The sequence below is a fragment of the Pseudomonas sp. EA_105y_Pfl2_R69 genome, from assembly GCF_963970915.1.
Lineage (GTDB): Bacteria > Pseudomonadota > Gammaproteobacteria > Pseudomonadales > Pseudomonadaceae > Aquipseudomonas.
This window is the reverse complement of sequence record NZ_CAXAOO010000005.1, coordinates 126,496-143,284: the sequence shown is the minus strand read 5'-3', so window position 1 is coordinate 143,284 and position 16,789 is coordinate 126,496. Positions and strand designations below refer to the sequence as shown.

General features: G+C 66.0%; 14 protein-coding genes. 11 read left to right on the top strand and 3 right to left on the bottom strand.

Going from position 1 to position 16,789, the window contains the following annotated elements:
* Positions 1 to 47 precede the first annotated feature (47 nt).
* Complete coding sequence (locus AACY13_RS15540) at positions 48 to 1,814, bottom strand: amidohydrolase (RefSeq protein WP_339462486.1); 1,767 nt, start codon at positions 1,812 to 1,814, stop codon at positions 48 to 50.
* Between the two features lie 107 nt (positions 1,815 to 1,921).
* Here AACY13_RS15540 and AACY13_RS15535 point away from each other — a divergent pair, with 107 nt between their 5' ends.
* From AACY13_RS15535 to AACY13_RS15515, 5 genes are all read left to right on the top strand, one after another.
* Positions 1,922 to 2,869 (top strand): LysR family transcriptional regulator, encoded by a 948-nt coding sequence (locus tag AACY13_RS15535; protein WP_339462485.1) that lies wholly within the window; start codon positions 1,922 to 1,924, stop codon positions 2,867 to 2,869.
* Between the two features lie 168 nt (positions 2,870 to 3,037).
* The gene (locus tag AACY13_RS15530; protein WP_339462484.1) at positions 3,038 to 4,393 is read left to right on the top strand and encodes a M16 family metallopeptidase; all 1,356 of its coding nucleotides are present in this window, start codon (positions 3,038 to 3,040) and stop codon (positions 4,391 to 4,393) included.
* Positions 4,386 to 5,870, top strand: a complete 1,485-nt coding sequence (locus tag AACY13_RS15525; RefSeq protein ID WP_339462483.1) for a M16 family metallopeptidase — start codon at positions 4,386 to 4,388, stop codon at positions 5,868 to 5,870. Before AACY13_RS15530 ends, AACY13_RS15525 begins: the two co-directional genes overlap by 8 nt.
* Positions 5,870 to 6,472: a 16S rRNA (guanine(966)-N(2))-methyltransferase RsmD gene (rsmD, locus tag AACY13_RS15520; RefSeq protein WP_339462482.1), complete on the top strand. Its 603-nt coding sequence runs from the start codon at positions 5,870 to 5,872 to the stop codon at positions 6,470 to 6,472. Before AACY13_RS15525 ends, rsmD begins: the two co-directional genes overlap by 1 nt.
* 21 nt (positions 6,473 to 6,493) lie before the next feature.
* The gene (locus AACY13_RS15515) at positions 6,494 to 7,489 is read left to right on the top strand and encodes a hydrolase (protein ID WP_339462481.1); all 996 of its coding nucleotides are present in this window, start codon (positions 6,494 to 6,496) and stop codon (positions 7,487 to 7,489) included.
* Between the two features lie 70 nt (positions 7,490 to 7,559).
* Here AACY13_RS15515 and AACY13_RS15510 read toward each other — a convergent pair whose 3' ends face one another.
* Positions 7,560 to 8,216, bottom strand: coding sequence for a TetR/AcrR family transcriptional regulator (locus tag AACY13_RS15510; RefSeq protein ID WP_339462480.1), 657 nt, complete (start codon positions 8,214 to 8,216; stop codon positions 7,560 to 7,562).
* Positions 8,217 to 8,453: 237 nt separating this feature from the next.
* On the opposite strand from AACY13_RS15510, the gene AACY13_RS15505 reads away from it, so the two are divergent.
* The 6 genes from AACY13_RS15505 to ggt all read left to right on the top strand — a co-directional run bounded on the left by AACY13_RS15505 (position 8,454) and on the right by ggt (position 14,921).
* Complete coding sequence (locus AACY13_RS15505) at positions 8,454 to 9,896, top strand: coniferyl aldehyde dehydrogenase (protein WP_339462479.1); 1,443 nt, start codon at positions 8,454 to 8,456, stop codon at positions 9,894 to 9,896.
* 54 nt (positions 9,897 to 9,950) lie between these two features.
* On the top strand, positions 9,951 to 10,496 hold the full coding sequence (locus AACY13_RS15500) for a twin-arginine translocation pathway signal protein (protein WP_339462478.1): 546 nt from the start codon (positions 9,951 to 9,953) through the stop codon (positions 10,494 to 10,496).
* A 153-nt stretch (positions 10,497 to 10,649) separates the two neighbouring features.
* Entirely contained in the window at positions 10,650 to 12,245 is a 1,596-nt protein-coding gene (locus AACY13_RS15495) for a GMC family oxidoreductase (protein ID WP_339462477.1), read from the top strand.
* A gap of 122 nt (positions 12,246 to 12,367) precedes the next feature.
* Positions 12,368 to 12,847, top strand: coding sequence for a pantetheine-phosphate adenylyltransferase (gene coaD, locus AACY13_RS15490; protein ID WP_339462476.1), 480 nt, complete (start codon positions 12,368 to 12,370; stop codon positions 12,845 to 12,847).
* 113 nt (positions 12,848 to 12,960) lie between these two features.
* The gene (locus AACY13_RS15485; RefSeq protein ID WP_090250215.1) at positions 12,961 to 13,212 is read left to right on the top strand and encodes a YfhL family 4Fe-4S dicluster ferredoxin; all 252 of its coding nucleotides are present in this window, start codon (positions 12,961 to 12,963) and stop codon (positions 13,210 to 13,212) included.
* The gene (gene ggt, locus AACY13_RS15480) at positions 13,209 to 14,921 is read left to right on the top strand and encodes a gamma-glutamyltransferase (RefSeq protein ID WP_339462475.1); all 1,713 of its coding nucleotides are present in this window, start codon (positions 13,209 to 13,211) and stop codon (positions 14,919 to 14,921) included. Before AACY13_RS15485 ends, ggt begins: the two co-directional genes overlap by 4 nt.
* Before the next feature lie 12 nt (positions 14,922 to 14,933).
* Here ggt and AACY13_RS15475 read toward each other — a convergent pair whose 3' ends face one another.
* Complete coding sequence (locus tag AACY13_RS15475) at positions 14,934 to 16,787, bottom strand: Na/Pi cotransporter family protein (protein ID WP_339462474.1); 1,854 nt, start codon at positions 16,785 to 16,787, stop codon at positions 14,934 to 14,936.
* Between the last annotated feature and the right edge of the window lie 2 nt (positions 16,788 to 16,789).

Below are 16,789 nucleotides of genomic sequence, written 5' to 3'. Positions count from 1 at the left end.
GGAGCAGCTACGGCAAGGCGAGGCAGGCAAGGTTGCTCGGCGATGGGTTATTGCACCTGCGCGACCGCCTTTCCTGGTTCGGCGCGGTACACCGTCTTGCCGGCGAAGACGGTCTGCAGCACCTGGGTGTCGAACAGTTCCTCGTCGCTGACCTGGAACACATCGCGATCCAGCACGATCAGATCGGCCTGCTTGCCCGGTGCCAGGGAGCCGATCCGGTCGTCCAGACGCAGGGCCTTGGCGGCGTTGAGGGTGTAGGCCTGGAACATGGTCTGCCGGTCGATGCTTTCCTTGGCGTTGAGCACCCCGAGCGGACCCTGGCGGGTGCTGGCCTGGGCGATGGCGTTCCACGGATTGGGGCTGGACACCGGCCAGTCGCTGGCCCCGGCGATGGTCGCACCGGCCTGGTGCAGCGAACGCGCCGGGTAGTGGTACTGGTAGGCCGCAGCGCTGACGTAGGGCTTGACCAGCTCTTCCGTGTAGCTCTCGGCGGTGGCCCAGAGCAATTGCATGGAGGCGATCACACCCAGCTGCCCGAAACGCGGAAACTCCTTGGGATTGACCATCTGCAAGTGGCTGATGCTGTGCGGTACCGGCGTCGGTTTGAGCTGGCGCGCCTGCTCGAAGCCGTTCAGCGCTTCACGCACCGCCCGGTCGCCCACCGCATGCACATGGACGATCCAGTCGCGCTGCTCGGCCGCCGTCACCAGCTTGCCGAAGCCGGCCGGGTCGATCAGCAGTTCGCCGCGCTTGAGGCTGTTCTTGAACGGGTCGAGTACCGCGGCGGTCTGCCCGGGAAATTCCATCACCCCATCGGCGAAGATCTTGATCCCGGGGAAGCTCAGGTTGGGCACGCCCTGGAACTGCCGCATGACCTTGTCCAGCACCTGCAGGTCGGCCGGCTGGCTTTGCGGGTGGGTCACCAGCAGCGCGGCGACGTGGGCGCTCAGCTCGCCCTTCTCGGCCAGCGCGCGGTACAGCGGCAGCACGCCGACATCCTGCTCGGAGGGGCGCAGTTCGAACAGGCTGTCGCCGTCACCAGCATTGGCCGCCGCATCCATCCAGGCGGTAACGCCGACCTGGTTGTTGATCTTCACCGCCTCACGAGCGGCGTCGAGCATGTCGGCTTCACTGGGGGCGGGATACTGGCTGCGCACCCGGTCCCAGCCGTTTTCCGCTAGATAGCCGGTGGGGTTGAAGTCGCCATCGTGAGCGATAAAGCCGCGTTCCTTGTCCGACAGGCCGCGCACCAGCTCGGCATCGATCTGCAGGCGCTTGAGCATGGCCTGGTTGGCCCAGCCGGTGTGGCCGTCGATGCCGTCCAGCACCAGCGGCTGCTTGAGCCAGCGACCCTGGTTGAAGATAGCGCCCAGCCCGGCGCTCTGTTCCCAGTAAGCCGAACTGACCCCGGAAATCACGATCAGGTCGCCCATGCGCGCGGTGCCGGCCTGGTCCTGTTCGAGGATCCAGCGCTCCAGCTCGTCCAACGCCAGCACCTCGTCATACAGATTGGCCCGCAGGCTGGCCATGGCCCCCATAATCGGGTGACTGTGGGTGTCGATCATGCCCGGCATCAGCACCTTGCCGGCCAGGTCGATCAACTGCGTATCGGCATCGGCGAGGGCTTTTACCTCGGCGTCACTGCCGACCTTGAGGATCTTGCCGTTGGCCACCGCCACCGCCTGGGCCAGGGGTTGGCCGGGTTCGGCGGTAAACACCTTGCCGTTGAACAGCAGCAGATCCGCGGCGGCCATAGCTTCCATCGAGGAAAAAGCCAGCACCCCGGCCAATACGCCTGGAATTAATCGTTGCATCGCAGCAGCCTCTGGTTTTTATTGGTATGGCCAGGAGACTAGCGGCGAACAGACAGCGACAGAACACCGCTACCGAGCAAAACATTTTTGCCATATAGGAAACAATCATGGACAAGCTCAGTGCCCTGAGCATGTTTGTCGCCACCGCCGAGCACGGCAGTTTCAGCCGGGCGGCCGAACAACTGGGCAAGACGCCGTCGGCCCTGACCAAGGCGGTCAGCCACCTGGAAGCAGAACTGGGCGCGCAACTGTTCGAGCGCAGCACCCGGCGCACCGCGCTGACCGAGGCCGGCCGACTCTATCTGGAGACGGCCCGCCAGGTACTGCAGCGCCTGCATGACGCCGGCGAGGAGATCGGCCAGCTCAAGCACGGCCTGCACGGCCACCTCAGGCTGACCGCGCCACTGGCCTTTGGCCGAGCGTTTCTCGACGACGCCTGCGCCGGTTTTCTCGCCGAACACCCACAGATCTGCCTGCGGGTGGACCTGTGCGACGCCTTCGTCGACCTGGCCGAGGGCGGTTATGACCTGGCCTTGCGCGAGGGCCGCAGCGACCAGCCAGGGCTGATCGCCAAAGCGCTGGGGCGCAACCAGATCGTGCTGTGCGCCAGCCCGGCCTACCTGGCGGCCAACCCGACACCGGTCACGCCGGCAACCTTCGACCGCCACCAGTGGCTGATCTACCATCACCCGGCGCTGGATCAGCATTACCGGTGGATATCGCTCAACGGCGTGCGCCTGCGCTCCCCCGTGCCGCGGGCGCGCCTGGAGAGCGACAACTACGACCTGTTGCTGGCCAACTGCCTGAGGGGGGCGGGCCTGCACGCCTGCCCGCTGTGGAGCGTCAAACCCTACCTGGAGACTGGCCAGTTGCAGCGGGTGATGGCCGACTACGACTTCGACCCGGATGCCTTCGGCCCGCTGATCCTCGCCGTCTACCCCAGCCATCGCCGGGCCACGCGCAAGGTCCAGGCCCTTATCGACTACCTGGCGGCGTTCTGCGCCCGGTGCGGCTTCGGCCTGGAAACCAGCCCCGAACGACAGATTTCGCAATAGATGCGCGCCCCGAAGCAAGGAACGACGCCACGCCCGAGCAGTCTCACGGTTCTGTTAATAGTCGCTTGCCGCTAGAATCCCTCGACAACGCCATGCCCAGGCTTCTCCTGCAGCTTGTCAGCGGCATCCCCGGCGACGCACGCAGCCCATCACGGTGACCCCATTCCCATGCATATGACCGTTCTACGCGCCGCAACCCTGTTGCTCGCCACCGTCGGCCTGCCGTTGCTGGCCACGGCCGCAGAACCCCAGCCGACCCATGAGTTCAGCCTGGACAACGGCCTCAAGGTCATCGTCCGCGAGGATCACCGCGCCCCGGTGGTGGTCTCCCAGCTCTGGTACAAGGTCGGCTCCAGCTACGAGACGCCGGGGCAGACCGGTCTGTCCCACGCCCTCGAGCACATGATGTTCAAGGGCAGCCGCAAGCTCGGCCCCGGCGAGGCATCGCGCATCCTGCGCGAACTGGGGGCCGAGGAAAACGCCTTCACCAGCGACGACTACACCGCCTACTACCAGGTGCTGGCCCGCGACCGCCTGGCCGTGGCCCTGGAGCTTGAGGCCGACCGCCTGGCCAGCCTCAAGCTGCCCGCCGAGGAATTCGCCCGAGAGATCGAGGTGATCAAGGAGGAGCGCCGCCTGCGCACCGACGACAAGCCCGGCTCCCAGGCCTACGAGCGCTTCAAGGCCATGGCCTACCCCGCCAGCGGCTACCACACCCCGACCATCGGCTGGATGGCCGACCTCGAGCGCATGACGGTGGAGGAACTGCGCGCCTGGTATGAAGCCTGGTACGCGCCGAACAACGCCACCCTGGTGGTGGTCGGCGACGTCAGCGCCAGCGAGGTCAAGGTGCTGGCAGAACGCTATTTCGGTGACATTCCCCAGCGTGCCGTACCGCCGGCGAAAGCCCCGCGCGAACTGGCCGCCCCCGGCGAACGGCAGATCACCTTGTACCTGAAAACCCAGCTGCCGAGTCTGATGATGGGCTTTAACGTGCCCGGCCTGGCCACCGCCGAACAGCCGCGCCAGGTGCACGCTCTGCGCCTGATCGCCGCCCTGCTCGACGGCGGTTACAGCGCCCGCCTGGCGACCCGCCTGGAACGTGGCGAAGAGCTGGTTTCTGGCGCATCGGCCTGGTACAACGGCTACCCGCGCGGCGACAGCCTGTTCGTGCTCTCGGCCACGCCCAATGTGCAAACCGGCAAGACCCTGGAGCAGGCCGAAGCCGGCCTGTGGCGCGAGCTGCAGGACCTGCAGCAGAACCCTCCGAGCACCGAGGAGCTGGCGCGGGTGCGCGCCCAGGTCATCGCCGGGCTGGTCTACGAGCGCGACTCGATCACCAGCCAGGCCACCGCCATCGGCCAGCTGGAAACCGTCGGCCTGTCGTGGACGCTGATCGACCAGGAACTGACCGAACTGGAGGCCGTGACCCCGGCCGATATCCAGAGCGCGGCGCAAACCTTCTTTACCCGCGACCGCTTGAGCGTCGCCCATGTGCTACCCGAGGAGAAGGACGATGAGTGAGCGCAATGGCCTGCGCTACGGCCTGCTCGGCCTGGCGCTACTGATTCTGCTGGGCCTGCTGGCCCTGGTGAGCAACCGCCCCGAACCCCTGACTGACAGCCCGGCCACCCCCGCGGGGCAGCCCGTCATCGAGTCCCTGGCCGAGCTAAACGGCGACGCGCCGAGTCACCGTGACCTGAATATCCAGACCTGGCAAACCGCCGAAGGCACCCGGGTGCTGTTCGTCGAAGCCCGCGAGCTGCCGATGTTCGACCTGCAACTGACCTTCGCCGCCGGCAGCAGCCAGGACCAGGGCGTACCCGGCCTGGCCATGCTGACCAACGCCATGCTCAACGAAGGCGTACCGGGCAAGGACGTCGGGGCCATCGCCGCCGGCTTCGAAAGCCTGGGGGCCGACTTCGGCAACGGCGCGTTTCGCGACATGGCCATCGCCAGCCTGCGCAGCCTCAGTGCGGCGGAACAGCGCGAGCCGGCGCTACAGCTGTTCAACCAGGTGATCGGCCAGCCGACCTTTCCGGAGGACGCCCTGGCGCGGATCAAGAACCAGCTGCTGGCTGGCTTCGAATACCAGAAGCAGAACCCCGGCAAGCTGGCCAGCCTGGCGTTGTTCGAGCGCCTGTACGGCAGCCACCCCTACGCCCACCCCAGCGACGGCACCGCCGCATCGATCCCGGCCATCAGCCGCGAGCAGCTGCAGGCCTTCCACGCCAGGGCCTACAGTGCCGGCAACGCGGTACTGGCCCTGGTCGGCGACCTGTCCCGAGCGGAAGCCGAAGCCATCGCCGGCGCGGTCTCCGCAGCCCTGCCGCAAGGCCCGGCGCTGCCGCGCATCGCCCAGCCGGAGACGCCCGAGGCCGGCCTGCAACATATCGAGTTCCCGTCGAACCAGACCCACCTGATGATTGCCCAGCTGGGCATCGACCGCCGCGACCCGGATTACGCCGCGCTCTATCTGGGCAACCAGATCTTCGGTGGCGGCGGTTTCGGCACTCGCCTGATGAGCGAAGTGCGCGAAAAACGCGGCCTGACCTACGGCGTGTATTCCGGGTTCAGTGCCATGCAGGCCCGCGGTCCCTTTATGATCAACCTGCAGACCCGCGCCGAACTCAGCGACGGCACCCTGCAGTTGGTCAAGGGCATGCTCGACGAGTTTATCGGCAGCGGCCCGACCGAAGACGAACTGCACAACGCCAAGCGCGAACTGGCCGGCAGCTTCCCGCTGTCCACCGCGAGCAACGCCGCCATCGTCGGCCAGCTCGGCTCCATCGGTTTCTATGACCTGCCGCTGAGTTACCTGGAAGACTTTATGCGCGACGTACAGGCCCTGAGCGCCGAACAGGTCAAGGCCGCCATGGCCAGACACCTCGACCCCGAGGCTCTGGTGATCGTCACTGCCGGGCCGACGGTCGAGCAGAAGGAACTGCCGCCACCCAGCGACAAACCCCTCGAACCACCTTCCGCCATACCGGAGCACTGATGAGCAAGCGACCCAAGCCGCACAACGGCGCACCCGCCCATGGTGGCGATGGCCAGCTGCGCATCATCGGCGGGCAATGGCGCTCGCGCCAGTTCAACTTCCCCATGGCGGCGGGGCTGCGGCCGACGCCGAACCGGGTGCGCGAAACCCTGTTCAACTGGCTCGCGCCCTATGTCGAAGGAGCCAAGGTGCTCGACCTGTTCGCCGGCAGCGGCGCGCTGTATCTCGAGGCGCTGTCGCGCGGGGCCGGCAGCGCCCTGGCCCTGGACCTCAATCCGGCGGCCATCGCCAGCCTGCGCGGCCATTTGCAGACGCTGAACTGCGCCAACGGCCTGCTGCAGCAGGTCGACGCCCTGGCCTACCTGCAGAGCCAGCCGGCCACAACCTTCGACCTGGTGTTTCTCGACCCACCGTTCAGCCAGAATCTGCTGCTGCCAGCCTGCACCCTGCTGGAGCAGAATGGCTGGCTGGCGGCCGACGCCTGGGTCTATACCGAAAGCGAGAACTCGCCCTCCAGCCTCGGCATGCCCGGCAACTGGCGTTTGCACCGCGAGCAGAAGGCCGGCCAGGTGTATTACGCGCTGTGGCAGCGCACGGCGTAACGGCCAAGCAGGGTTGCAAACATGAGCACCGCCTTCAAACCCGCCTGGTGGCTGCCCGGCCCCCATCTGCAGACGCTGTGGAACCCCATGTGCCGCCAGCCGGCGCAGCTTGAACGCACGCGCGAACGGCTGTGGCTGGAGGATGGCGACTTTCTCGATCTGGACTGGCACGGCCCGCATCGGGCCGGTGCGCCGCTGGTACTGGTGCTGCATGGCCTGACCGGCTCGTCCAGCTCGCTCTATGTGCTGGGCCTGCAGCAGGCGCTGGCGACCCAGGGCTGGGCCAGCGTAGCGCTTAACTGGCGCGGCTGTTCGGGTGAGCCCAACCTGCTGGCCCGCGGCTACCACTCCGGGGCCAGCGAGGACCTGGCGGAAACCGTGCGTCACCTGCGCGCCCAGCGGCCGATGGCCCCGCTCTATGCAGTCGGCTATTCCCTGGGCGGCAATGTGCTGCTCAAGTACCTCGGCGAAAGTGGTGCAGACAGCCAGTTGCAGGGGGCCGCGGCGGTGTCGGTACCCTTTCGTCTGGATCAATGCGCCGACCGTATCGGCCTGGGCTTTTCCCGGGTCTACCAGAGCCACTTTATGCGCGAGATGGTGGCCTACGTGAAGGACAAGCAGCGCCTGTTTGCCCACCAGGGCATGAGCGACCGCCTATCCACCCTGGAGAAACTCGGTCCCCTGGACAATATGCGCACCTTCTGGGATTTCGACGGCCGCATCACCGCGCCGCTGCACGGCTACACCGATGCCCAGGACTATTACCGGCGCGCCTCCAGTCGCTACTTCCTCGGCCGGATCACCACGCCCACCCTGCTGATCCAGGCCGCCGACGACCCCTTCGTGTTCGCCCACAGCCTGCCGGAAGCCGATGAGCTGTCGCCCAGCACCGAATTCGAACTGCACGCCCACGGCGGCCATGTCGGCTTTGTCGAAGGTACGCTGCGCCGTCCGGGTTACTACCTGGAGCGGCGAATACCGCAGTGGCTGGCCGCGCAGGCCGCGAAGCCACTGTAGGGTGGGTTAGCCGCGCCGCCTCCAGAGCAATCGTGGCCAGCGCCGCTGACCCCGCCCTGCCCATTGCGCCTCAGATCACCTGTTCCAGCGGCACATGCAGCTTGGCGTACAACGCCTCCACCGCCTCCCGCGCTGGCGGGGCGATATAGCCGCCTTCCAGGGCCAGCACCTGATAGATGCCACGGCGCAGCATTTCCTCGCTGAGGTCGCCGGGCGCGCTGCGGGTGGTGCAGAGAAAACGCACCCAGGACGTCATGATGATCCAGCTGTTGAGGGTCAGCGCCTCGATCTGCGCCGCACTCATCAGCAGAATGCCGGCCTCGACAAAGCCCCGGTAGACCTCCTGGGCCTGCGCCAGGCAGCGCTGGGCGAACAGCCGGTAGCGCTCGGCCAGTACCGCGTCGCTGTCGAGCAGATGCTCCAGATCGCGATGGAGAAAGCGGTAGTGCCACATCGCCGCGAGCAGCGCCTCCAGGTAGAAGGTCTTGTCCGCCACGGTCAGCGCCCGCGCCTCGGGACGCCGCAGAAAGGTATCCACCTGGCCTTCGTAGAGGGCAAACAGCTCGGCGATGATCGCCTGCTTGTTACGGAAGTGGTAGTACAGGTTACCCGGCGAAATACCCAGATGCGCGGCGATATGGTTGGTGGTGACATTGCGCTCGCCCTGGGCGTTGAACAGCTCCAGGCTAGCCTGAATGATACGTTCGCGGGTTTTCGGGGCGGCCATGGCAGAGATCTCGACTGGAAAAAAGCCCGGCAAAGGTACAGGCAGAAACGCCAGAAGTGTTACCGGAAAAACCCTTGGCGACATGCGCTAACTTTTCGTTGGGCTGCGCCCGTCGGCTGACCGCGCCATGCTATTTGACAGATTAGAGCAATTGCTCTAAAAATCCAGCACACCTTTTCTGCAGCGGCCTCAGCTCACCTGACGCACTGCATTGTTGGAATGCCGAGGAGCAACACCATGGTCGCCGACATGGCTTATCTAGAAAAAAGTCTGCAACACAGCCAACAGCAGCTCAGTCAGCTGGAGAGCAGCTTTGCCCGCCAGCGCCAGGCGTTCAAGGCCAACCCCATGCCTTCGGCCGAGCAACGCATGCAGTGGCTGAAAGCCCTTACCCAGATGCTCACCGACGCCCAAGAGCCGCTGATCCAGGCGATCTCCCAGGACTTCAGCAACCGCAGTGCCGACGAAACCCTGCTCGCCGAGCTGATGCCCAGCCTGCATGGCATCCACTACGCCAGCAAACGCATCAAGAAGTGGATGAAGCCCTCGCGGCGCAGCGTCGGCCTGCAATTTATGCCGGCCTCGGCCAAGGTCATCTACCAGCCGCTGGGCGTGGTCGGGGTGATAGTGCCCTGGAACTACCCGCTGTTTCTCGCCATCGGCCCGCTGGTCGGCGCGCTGGCGGCCGGCAACCGGGTGATGATCAAGATGAGCGAGTCGACCCCGGCCACCTCGCAACTGGTCAAGGACCTGCTGGCCAAGGTCTTCCCCGAAGACCTGGTGACCGTGGTGCTGGGCGAGGCGGAAGTGGGCATGGCCTTCTCCAAACTGCCCTTCGACCACCTGCTGTTCACCGGTGCCACCAGCATAGGCCGGCACGTGATGCGCGCCGCCGCCGACAACCTGACCCCGGTCACCCTGGAGCTGGGCGGCAAGTCGCCTGCCATCGTCTCGGCCAGCGTGCCGCTCAGTGATGCCGCCGAGCGTATCGCCTTCGGCAAGACCATGAACGCCGGCCAGACCTGCGTCGCCCCGGACTATGTACTGGTGCCCAAGGACCGCGTGGCGGGCTTTGTCGAGGCCTACCGCAATGCGGTGCAGAGCTTCTATCCAACGCTGGCGGACAACCCGGACTACACCGCGATCATCAACGAGCGTCAGCAACAGCGCCTCAACGGCTACCTGCAGGATGCCGAGAGCAAGGGCGCAACCATTATCCCGCTGTACCCCGAGGCCCAGGGCCGGCGCATGCCCCAGGCCGTGCTGCTGAACGTGACGGACGAGATGAAGGTGATGCAGGACGAGATCTTCGGCCCGCTGCTGCCGATCATCCCCTACGACAAGCTGGAAGACGCCTTCGCCTTTATCAACCAGCGTGATCGCCCTCTGGCGCTGTACTTCTTCGGCTACGACAAGGGCGAGCAGCAGCGCGTGCTGCATGAAACCCACTCAGGCGGCGTATGCCTCAACGACACCCTGCTGCACGTGGCCCAGGACGATATGCCATTCGGCGGCGTCGGCCCGTCCGGCATGGGCCATTACCACGGCCATGAAGGCTTTCTGACCTTCAGCAAGGCCAAGGGCGTGTTTATCAAGCAGCGCTTCAACGCCGCCAAGCTGATCTACCCACCTTATGGCAAGTCGATCCAGAAGCTGATCTACAAGCTGTTCGTTCGCTAACCCCATCCCGCCCTGGCATGCCGGGGCAATGGCCTGAATTGGTGATAACAATAAATGCACAACACCACGCTTGAAGCGCCAAACCTGAGCCGGCGCAGCCTGCTCAAGGTCGGCCTGATGGGCTCGGCCTTTCTCGCCACCGCCGGGCTCACCGCCAGCCTCAGCGGCTGCTCGGCCAGCAGCCCAAAAACCGGCTTTGCCGTGCTGCGCGAGTCCGACCTGCCCTTCCTGCAGGCGTTGATCCCGGTCATGCTCGCAGGCGCGGTACAGCCTGCGCAGATGCCCGCGGCCGTCAGCGCCACACTCGAAAACCTGGACTACAGCCTTAACCACCTGTCGCCGGAAATGCTCAAACTCACGGTGCAGCTGTTCGATGTCCTGGCCCTGCCCATCACCCGCGGCCCGCTGACCGGGGTCTGGGGCAGCTGGCAAAACGCATCGGCCGCCGACGTAGGCAACTTCCTCGAGCGCTGGCAGAACAGCTCCATCGGCCTGCTGAAGATGGGCCATGCCTCACTGCTGCAACTGGTGATGATGAGCTGGTACAGCCGAACGGAGTCCTGGGCCCACTGCGGCTACCCCGGGCCACCAACAGTCTGACTGCTGGCTGCGCGTCGGCCGGGGCAAGGACCGCCATGCGTAGGGTGCGCCGCGCGCACCGACTGAGCGTATTTCTGGTGCGCACGGCGCACCCTACGAGCACAACCCATTTCCCAGCCGCCAAGCCGGCCAGAACAAGAAAGAGAGCCCGCAATGCCCGTACCCGACATGTTCAAGCAAGGCCTGGCCAACGGCTGGAAAACCTACGACGGCTCGCGCCTGGACAGCGACCTGACCCTGGAAGCCGACGTGGCCATCGTCGGCAGCGGCGCGGGTGGCGGTACCACCGCGGAAATCCTCAGCGCCGCCGGTTTCAAGGTGCTGCTGATCGAGGAAGGCCCGCTGAAGACCAGCGACGACTTCAAGATGCTCGAGGACCAGGCCTACGCCAGCCTCTATCAGGAAGGCATCGGCCGCATGAGCAAGGACGGCGCGATCACCATCATGCAGGGCCGCGCCGTCGGCGGTACCACGCTGATCAACTGGACCTCGAGCTTCCGCACCCCCGCGCCAACCTTGGAGCACTGGGCCAAGGAACACGGCGTCAAAGGCCACAGCCCCGAGGACATGGCCCCCTGGTTCGAACAGATGGAACAGCGCCTGGGCGTCGCCCCCTGGGCCGTACCGCCAAATGCCAACAACGAAGTCATTCGCAGCGGCTGCGACAAGCTCGGCTACGAATGGCAGGTGATCCCGCGCAACGTGCGCGGTTGCTGGAACCTCGGCTATTGCGGCATGGGCTGCCCGACCAACGCCAAGCAGTCGATGCTGGTCACCACCATTCCGGCGACCCTGGAAAAAGGCGGCGAGCTGCTCTACCTGGCCCGCGCCGACAAGCTGCTGATCGAGGGCGACCGGGTCACGGGGATCGAATGCCTCGGCATGGACGAGCGCAGTGTCGCCCCCAATGGCCGCAAGATCCGGGTCAAGGCCAAACACTACGTACTGGCCGGCGGCGGCATCAACACCCCGGGGATTCTCCTGCGTTCGGGCGCGCCGGACCCGCATCAGCGCACCGGCAAACGCACCTACCTGCATCTGGTGAACTTCTCCGCCGCGCTGTTCGAGCAGGTGATCAACCCCTTCTACGGCGCGCCGCAATCCATCTACTCCGACCACTTCCAGTGGGACGACGGCACCGCCGGCCGGCTCTCCTACAAGCTGGAAGTGCCGCCGCTGCAACCGGCCCTGACCTCCACCCTGCTCGGCCGCTTCGGCATCGACAACGCCATGCGCATGGAACAGCTGCCCAATACCAACGTGATGCTGGCCCTGCTGCGCGACGGCTTTCACCCGGACAGCGCCGAGGGCCGGGTGGAACTGCGCGGCGATGGCAGCCCGGTACTCGACTACCAGATGACCGATTACAGCTGGGACGGCGTGCGCCGCGCCTTCCACAGCATGGCCGAGATCCAGTTCGCCGCCGGGGCCAAGGCGGTGCTGCCGCTGCACGCCGACGCCGGCTATGTGAAGACCCTGGGCGAGGCCAGGCAGCTGATCGACGCATTGCCCATGGAGATCTACCGCACCCGCCTGGGCAGCGCCCATGTGATGGGCGGCTGCGCCATGGGCGAAGACCCGCAGCAGGCGGTGACCGACAGCCTCGGCCGCCATCACCAACTGGGCAATCTGTCGATCCACGACGGCTCGCTGTTCCCCACCAGCATCGGTGCCAACCCGCAGCTGTCGATCTACGGCCTGACCGCCAAACTCGCGACAAAACTCGCCGAGCGCCTCAAGCACGCCTGATGCCAGGGTATTCACGGGCCATTCTGCGCCCGTGAATCAGCTGGATAAGCCGCGGCCGACTTGGCCGCGGGGAAGCGCTGCGCTACCATCCGACTCCCCAACGGACCCGCCAGGATGTCACGATGAATCGAGTGTTATACCCAGGCACCTTCGACCCCATCACCAAGGGGCATGGCGACCTGGTCGAGCGCGCCGCACGGCTGTTCGACAGCGTGATCATTGCGGTAGCGGCCAGCCCGAAGAAGAACCCGCTGTTCAGCCTGGAGCAGCGCGTCGAGTTGGCCCGGGAAGTCACCCAGCACCTGCCCAACGTCGAAGTGGTGGGCTTCTCCACCCTGCTCGCGCACTTCGCCAAGGAACAGGGGGCGAATGTGTTTCTGCGCGGCCTGCGCGCGGTGTCCGACTTCGAATACGAATTCCAACTGGCCAATATGAACCGCCAGCTGGCCCCCGACGTGGAAAGCCTGTTCCTCACCCCGTCGGAAAAGTACTCCTTTATCTCCTCGACCCTGGTGCGCGAGATCGCGGCCCTGGGCGGCGATATCTCCAACTTCGTGCACCCGGCCGTGGCCGCCGCGCTGAACGAGCGCTTCAAGCGCTGAGCCATTACCGCATGGCCGCGTGCATGCGCGGCCCCGATGCGGCACAATTTGCGTCATAGTCTTTCTGTACGCATCTAGGCTGCGCCCCAGGGTGCAGCAGGAGTGGTAAGTTCATGTCCCTGATCATCACCGACGACTGCATCAACTGCGACGTCTGCGAACCCGAGTGCCCCAACGCCGCGATTTCCCAGGGCGAGGAAATCTACGAGATCGACCCCAACCTGTGCACCGAGTGCGTCGGCCACTACGATGAGCCCCAGTGCCAGCAAGTCTGTCCGGTCGATTGCATTCCCCTCGACGAGAACAATGTCGAGAGCAAGGATGAGCTGATGCAGAAATACCTGATCATCACCGGTAAAGCATGAAGACCGGCCGCCTGATCCGCGGCCACCTTCCCTGGCGCGCCCTGTTCGGTGCGCTTGCCTTACTCTGCGCCCTTGAACTGCATGCGGCCGAACAACCCGGCCGCGCCGCCATCGCCACGGCCCACCCCGCCGCCACCGTCGCCGGCCAGGAAACCCTGGCCCAGGGCGGCAATGCCTTCGATGCCGCGGTGGCCATCAGCGCCGCTCTGGCGGTGGTCGAACCTTACGGCTCGGGGCTGGGCGGTGGTGGTTTCTTCCTCCTGCGCGAAGCCGGCGAATCGCCCCGCTACCGCTTTATCGATGCCCGCGAACGTGCGCCCCTGGCCGCCCATGCCGATCTCTACAAGGTCGACGGCGAAGTACAGAAACAGCTGTCGCTGAATGGCCCGTTGGCAGCCGCGATTCCCGGCCTGCCTGCCGCACTGGTAGAGCTGGCTGAACGCTTCGGCCGCCTGCCGCTGCGCGACTCGCTGGCCCCGGCCATTCGCCTGGCGCGCAGCGGCGTCAGCGTCGACCGGGTCTACCGCGAACGGGCCGGCTGGCGGCTGGCGGCCCTGCGCGACGACGCCGAAAGCGCACGAATCTTTCTCGACCAGGGCGAGATCCCCAAAGAACTGGCCCTGCTGCGCCAGCCCGATCTGGCCCGCACCCTGGAACGCCTGGGCAGCGAGGGGCATGCCGGCTTCTATCAGGGCGAACTGGCCGCGCGCCTGGTCAAGGGCGTGCGCGCCGCCGGCGGCATCTGGACCCTGGAGGATCTGGCGCAATACCGTACCGTCGAACGCACGCCGCTACGCGTCAGCCTGCAGGATAAACGCGAGCTGATTAGCGCACCGCCGCCATCCGCCGGCGGCCTAGCCCTGGGCCAGAGCCTGCTGATGTTGCAGCAGCTACCCTGGCAACAGGCCGGCTCGGCACAGCGCACTCATCTGGTGGTCGAAGCCCTGCGCCGCGCCTACCGCGACCGCGGCCTGCTGGGCGACCCGGACTTTGTCGCCAACCCGCTGGAGCGCCTGCTGGCACCAGCCTACCTGAAGCACCTGGGTGCGAGCATCCGCAGCGACCGGGCCACCTCCAGCGACAGCCTGCCGGCGGCAGGGAGCTTTCAGGAAGGCGACCACACCACCCACTTCTCGGTGCTGGACGCCAAGGGCAACGCGGTGGCTGCCACCCTGTCGATCAACCTGCCGTTCGGGGCCGCCTTTACCGTCCCCGGCACCGGAATATTGCTCAACGACGAGATGGACGACTTCGCCGCCGACGTGCAGGGGGCCAATGCCTACGGCCTGGCCGGCAGTCATGCCAATGCCATCGCTGCCGGCAAGCGGCCACTGTCGAGCATGAGCCCGACCTTTATCGAAAGCCCCGGCGAATTCGCCAGCTTTGGCACCCCCGGCGGCAGCCGGATTCCCAGCATGGTGCTGCTGGCGGTCCTGCAATACCTGGATCACCAGCCCATCGAGCGCTGGCCCAGCGTCGGCCGCTACCACCACCAGTTCCGCCCCGACCTGATCGAACATGAACCGGACACCTTCAGCGCGGCCGAAATCGCCACCCTGCAGGCCCTGGGCCATCGGCTGAAGTCGACCGAGAGGAAATACGGCAATCAGCAGGTGCTGTTCTGGGAGAAGACCACAGGGCAGGTGCAGGCCGCCAGCGACCCGCGGGGTATCGGCAGCAGCGCCGTGATGGCCCCGATAAAGCCGTAACCTTCGACTCGATCAACTTAACTGGATCAGCGGCCCATCCTCGGCCAGCATCTGTCGCAGTGGGCGGAACAGTTCGTTGCCATCGCCCTGGCCGAGCATCAGCACATTGCGCAGGCTCTGGGTGATGCGGCTGGCATAGCCCAGGTCATTCATCAGCGAACTGGCCTGCTGACCATTGAGCCGACGCTCGCGCACCTCGGCGAACAGGCGCTGGCGAAAGCGGCTATCGAACGCGGCAGCCTGCTGGTCGAGCAGGTCGAGACGCTCGCTCCAGGCCTGCTCGGGCAACTCCATATGCCCCAACTCGCGCACCTCATGCAGCACGCCGAGCAGATGCCGGCGCAACTCGACATAGGCCTGACGAGCCGCCCCTTCGTCCTCGCGCAGGTAGCGCCCCAAGTTCTTCTGCAGGTGCTTGGCATCCTTGACCGCATCCACCAGTTGCAGGGCGGCCAACTGGCAGCTGACCCAGAAGTGCTGGTGGGCCTCATCAAGCGTGACCTCCAGACGCCCCATAAACCCCAGCAGGTCGCCGTACCCCCCCTTGATATGCCGCTGGTACAGCCGTTCGGCATCTAACGCACGGGGTTCCGGCCGGGCATTCAGCAGGTCGTCGTCCGGGCGCTCACGAGCGAGCTGGTCCACCGGCAGATAGAGTGCATGGCAGATCACCTCCAGGCTCAGACGCCCCAGGTGCTGCAGCTCCTGCACCACCGCACTGGCGGCGCTATCGGCGCTGGCCAGGGCATTTTCATCCAGATAGCGAGCGCGGCTGATCTGTTCCTCGGGCTGGGCGATCTCGGTGATCAGCACGGGGGGTTCGACCGGTTCTGGCAGCCAGCGCTGCAGCAGGCCGGCCAGCCAGCCCTGCCAGGGCCAGAACAGCGCCACCCCCATGGCATTGAACAGGCTGTGAAACAGCGCCAGCTGGATCAGGGCGTTGTCGCCCAGGCCCAGGGGCGCGGTCAGGGCCTGCACCAACGCCGCCAGCGGGACCAGCAGCACCAGCGCCAGGGCTCCGGTGGTCAGGTTGAACAGCACATGGGCCAGGGCCAGCCGCTGCCCGGCGCGCGCGCCGCCCAGTGCGCCAATCACCGCCGTGACCGTGCTGCCCAGGTTGGACCCTATGGCAATCGCCAGGCCCTGCTCCAGCGCCAACTGGCCACCCGCCAGGGCGGTCAGGGTCAGCATCAGGGTGGCATGGCTGGACTGCAGCACAACGGTCACCAGTAAACCGCCCCCGGCGAACAGCAGGGCACCGGCGATACCCGGCAGCTGGTACTGCAGGGGATCGAAATCGCCAGCCACCGCGGAAAAACCGGCCTTCATCTGATCGATACCGAGGAACAGGAAGGCCACCCCCATCACCACGCGACCGATGGCCTGGCCGCGGGGCCCGGTAAAACTGCCCAGCACCCCGAACACCAGCAGGGGCAAGGCCAGGGGACCCAGGCTGATATTCTGCCCGGCCAGGGCCAGCAGCCAGATACCGCTGGTGGTACCCAGGTTGGCCCCGAAGAGGATGGCGATGCCGGCAGCCAGCTGAATCAGCCCGGTACTGATAAAGGCGATGGTCAGCAGCGACACCAGCGAACTGGACTGCACCAGCATGGTCGCCGTCACGCCGAACATCAGGCTTTTGAAGGGGGTGGCGGTGCTCAGCGCCAGCAGGCGTTCGAGCTGGCCGCCGGCCAGCTGGCGCAGGCCGTCTTCCAGGCATTGCATGCCGAACAGGAAGAGCGCCAGGCCGGCACACAACGCCAGCCAGCCGTCACTGAACCAGAAACTCAGTGCCAGCAGGGCAAACACCAGGATCCAGGCCACGGACCGCCAGCGTTGTAGGCGCTCGCGACCGCTAGCGGGCATCT

Bases quoted from the DNA above. Each gene is read 5' to 3' on its own strand.
- AACY13_RS15540 (WP_339462486.1), bottom strand. From the start codon at position 1,814: ATGCAACGATTAATTCCAGGCGTATTGGCCGGGGTGCTGGCTTTTTCC.
- AACY13_RS15535 (WP_339462485.1), top strand. From the start codon at position 1,922: ATGGACAAGCTCAGTGCCCTGAGCATGTTTGTCGCCACCGCCGAGCAC.
- AACY13_RS15530 (WP_339462484.1), top strand. From the start codon at position 3,038: ATGCATATGACCGTTCTACGCGCCGCAACCCTGTTGCTCGCCACCGTC.
- AACY13_RS15525 (WP_339462483.1), top strand. From the start codon at position 4,386: ATGAGTGAGCGCAATGGCCTGCGCTACGGCCTGCTCGGCCTGGCGCTA.
- rsmD (WP_339462482.1), top strand. From the start codon at position 5,870: ATGAGCAAGCGACCCAAGCCGCACAACGGCGCACCCGCCCATGGTGGC.
- AACY13_RS15515 (WP_339462481.1), top strand. From the start codon at position 6,494: ATGAGCACCGCCTTCAAACCCGCCTGGTGGCTGCCCGGCCCCCATCTG.
- AACY13_RS15510 (WP_339462480.1), bottom strand. From the start codon at position 8,216: ATGGCCGCCCCGAAAACCCGCGAACGTATCATTCAGGCTAGCCTGGAG.
- AACY13_RS15505 (WP_339462479.1), top strand. From the start codon at position 8,454: ATGGTCGCCGACATGGCTTATCTAGAAAAAAGTCTGCAACACAGCCAA.
- AACY13_RS15500 (WP_339462478.1), top strand. From the start codon at position 9,951: ATGCACAACACCACGCTTGAAGCGCCAAACCTGAGCCGGCGCAGCCTG.
- AACY13_RS15495 (WP_339462477.1), top strand. From the start codon at position 10,650: ATGCCCGTACCCGACATGTTCAAGCAAGGCCTGGCCAACGGCTGGAAA.
- coaD (WP_339462476.1), top strand. From the start codon at position 12,368: ATGAATCGAGTGTTATACCCAGGCACCTTCGACCCCATCACCAAGGGG.
- AACY13_RS15485 (WP_090250215.1), top strand. From the start codon at position 12,961: ATGTCCCTGATCATCACCGACGACTGCATCAACTGCGACGTCTGCGAA.
- ggt (WP_339462475.1), top strand. From the start codon at position 13,209: ATGAAGACCGGCCGCCTGATCCGCGGCCACCTTCCCTGGCGCGCCCTG.
- AACY13_RS15475 (WP_339462474.1), bottom strand. From the start codon at position 16,787: ATGCCCGCTAGCGGTCGCGAGCGCCTACAACGCTGGCGGTCCGTGGCC.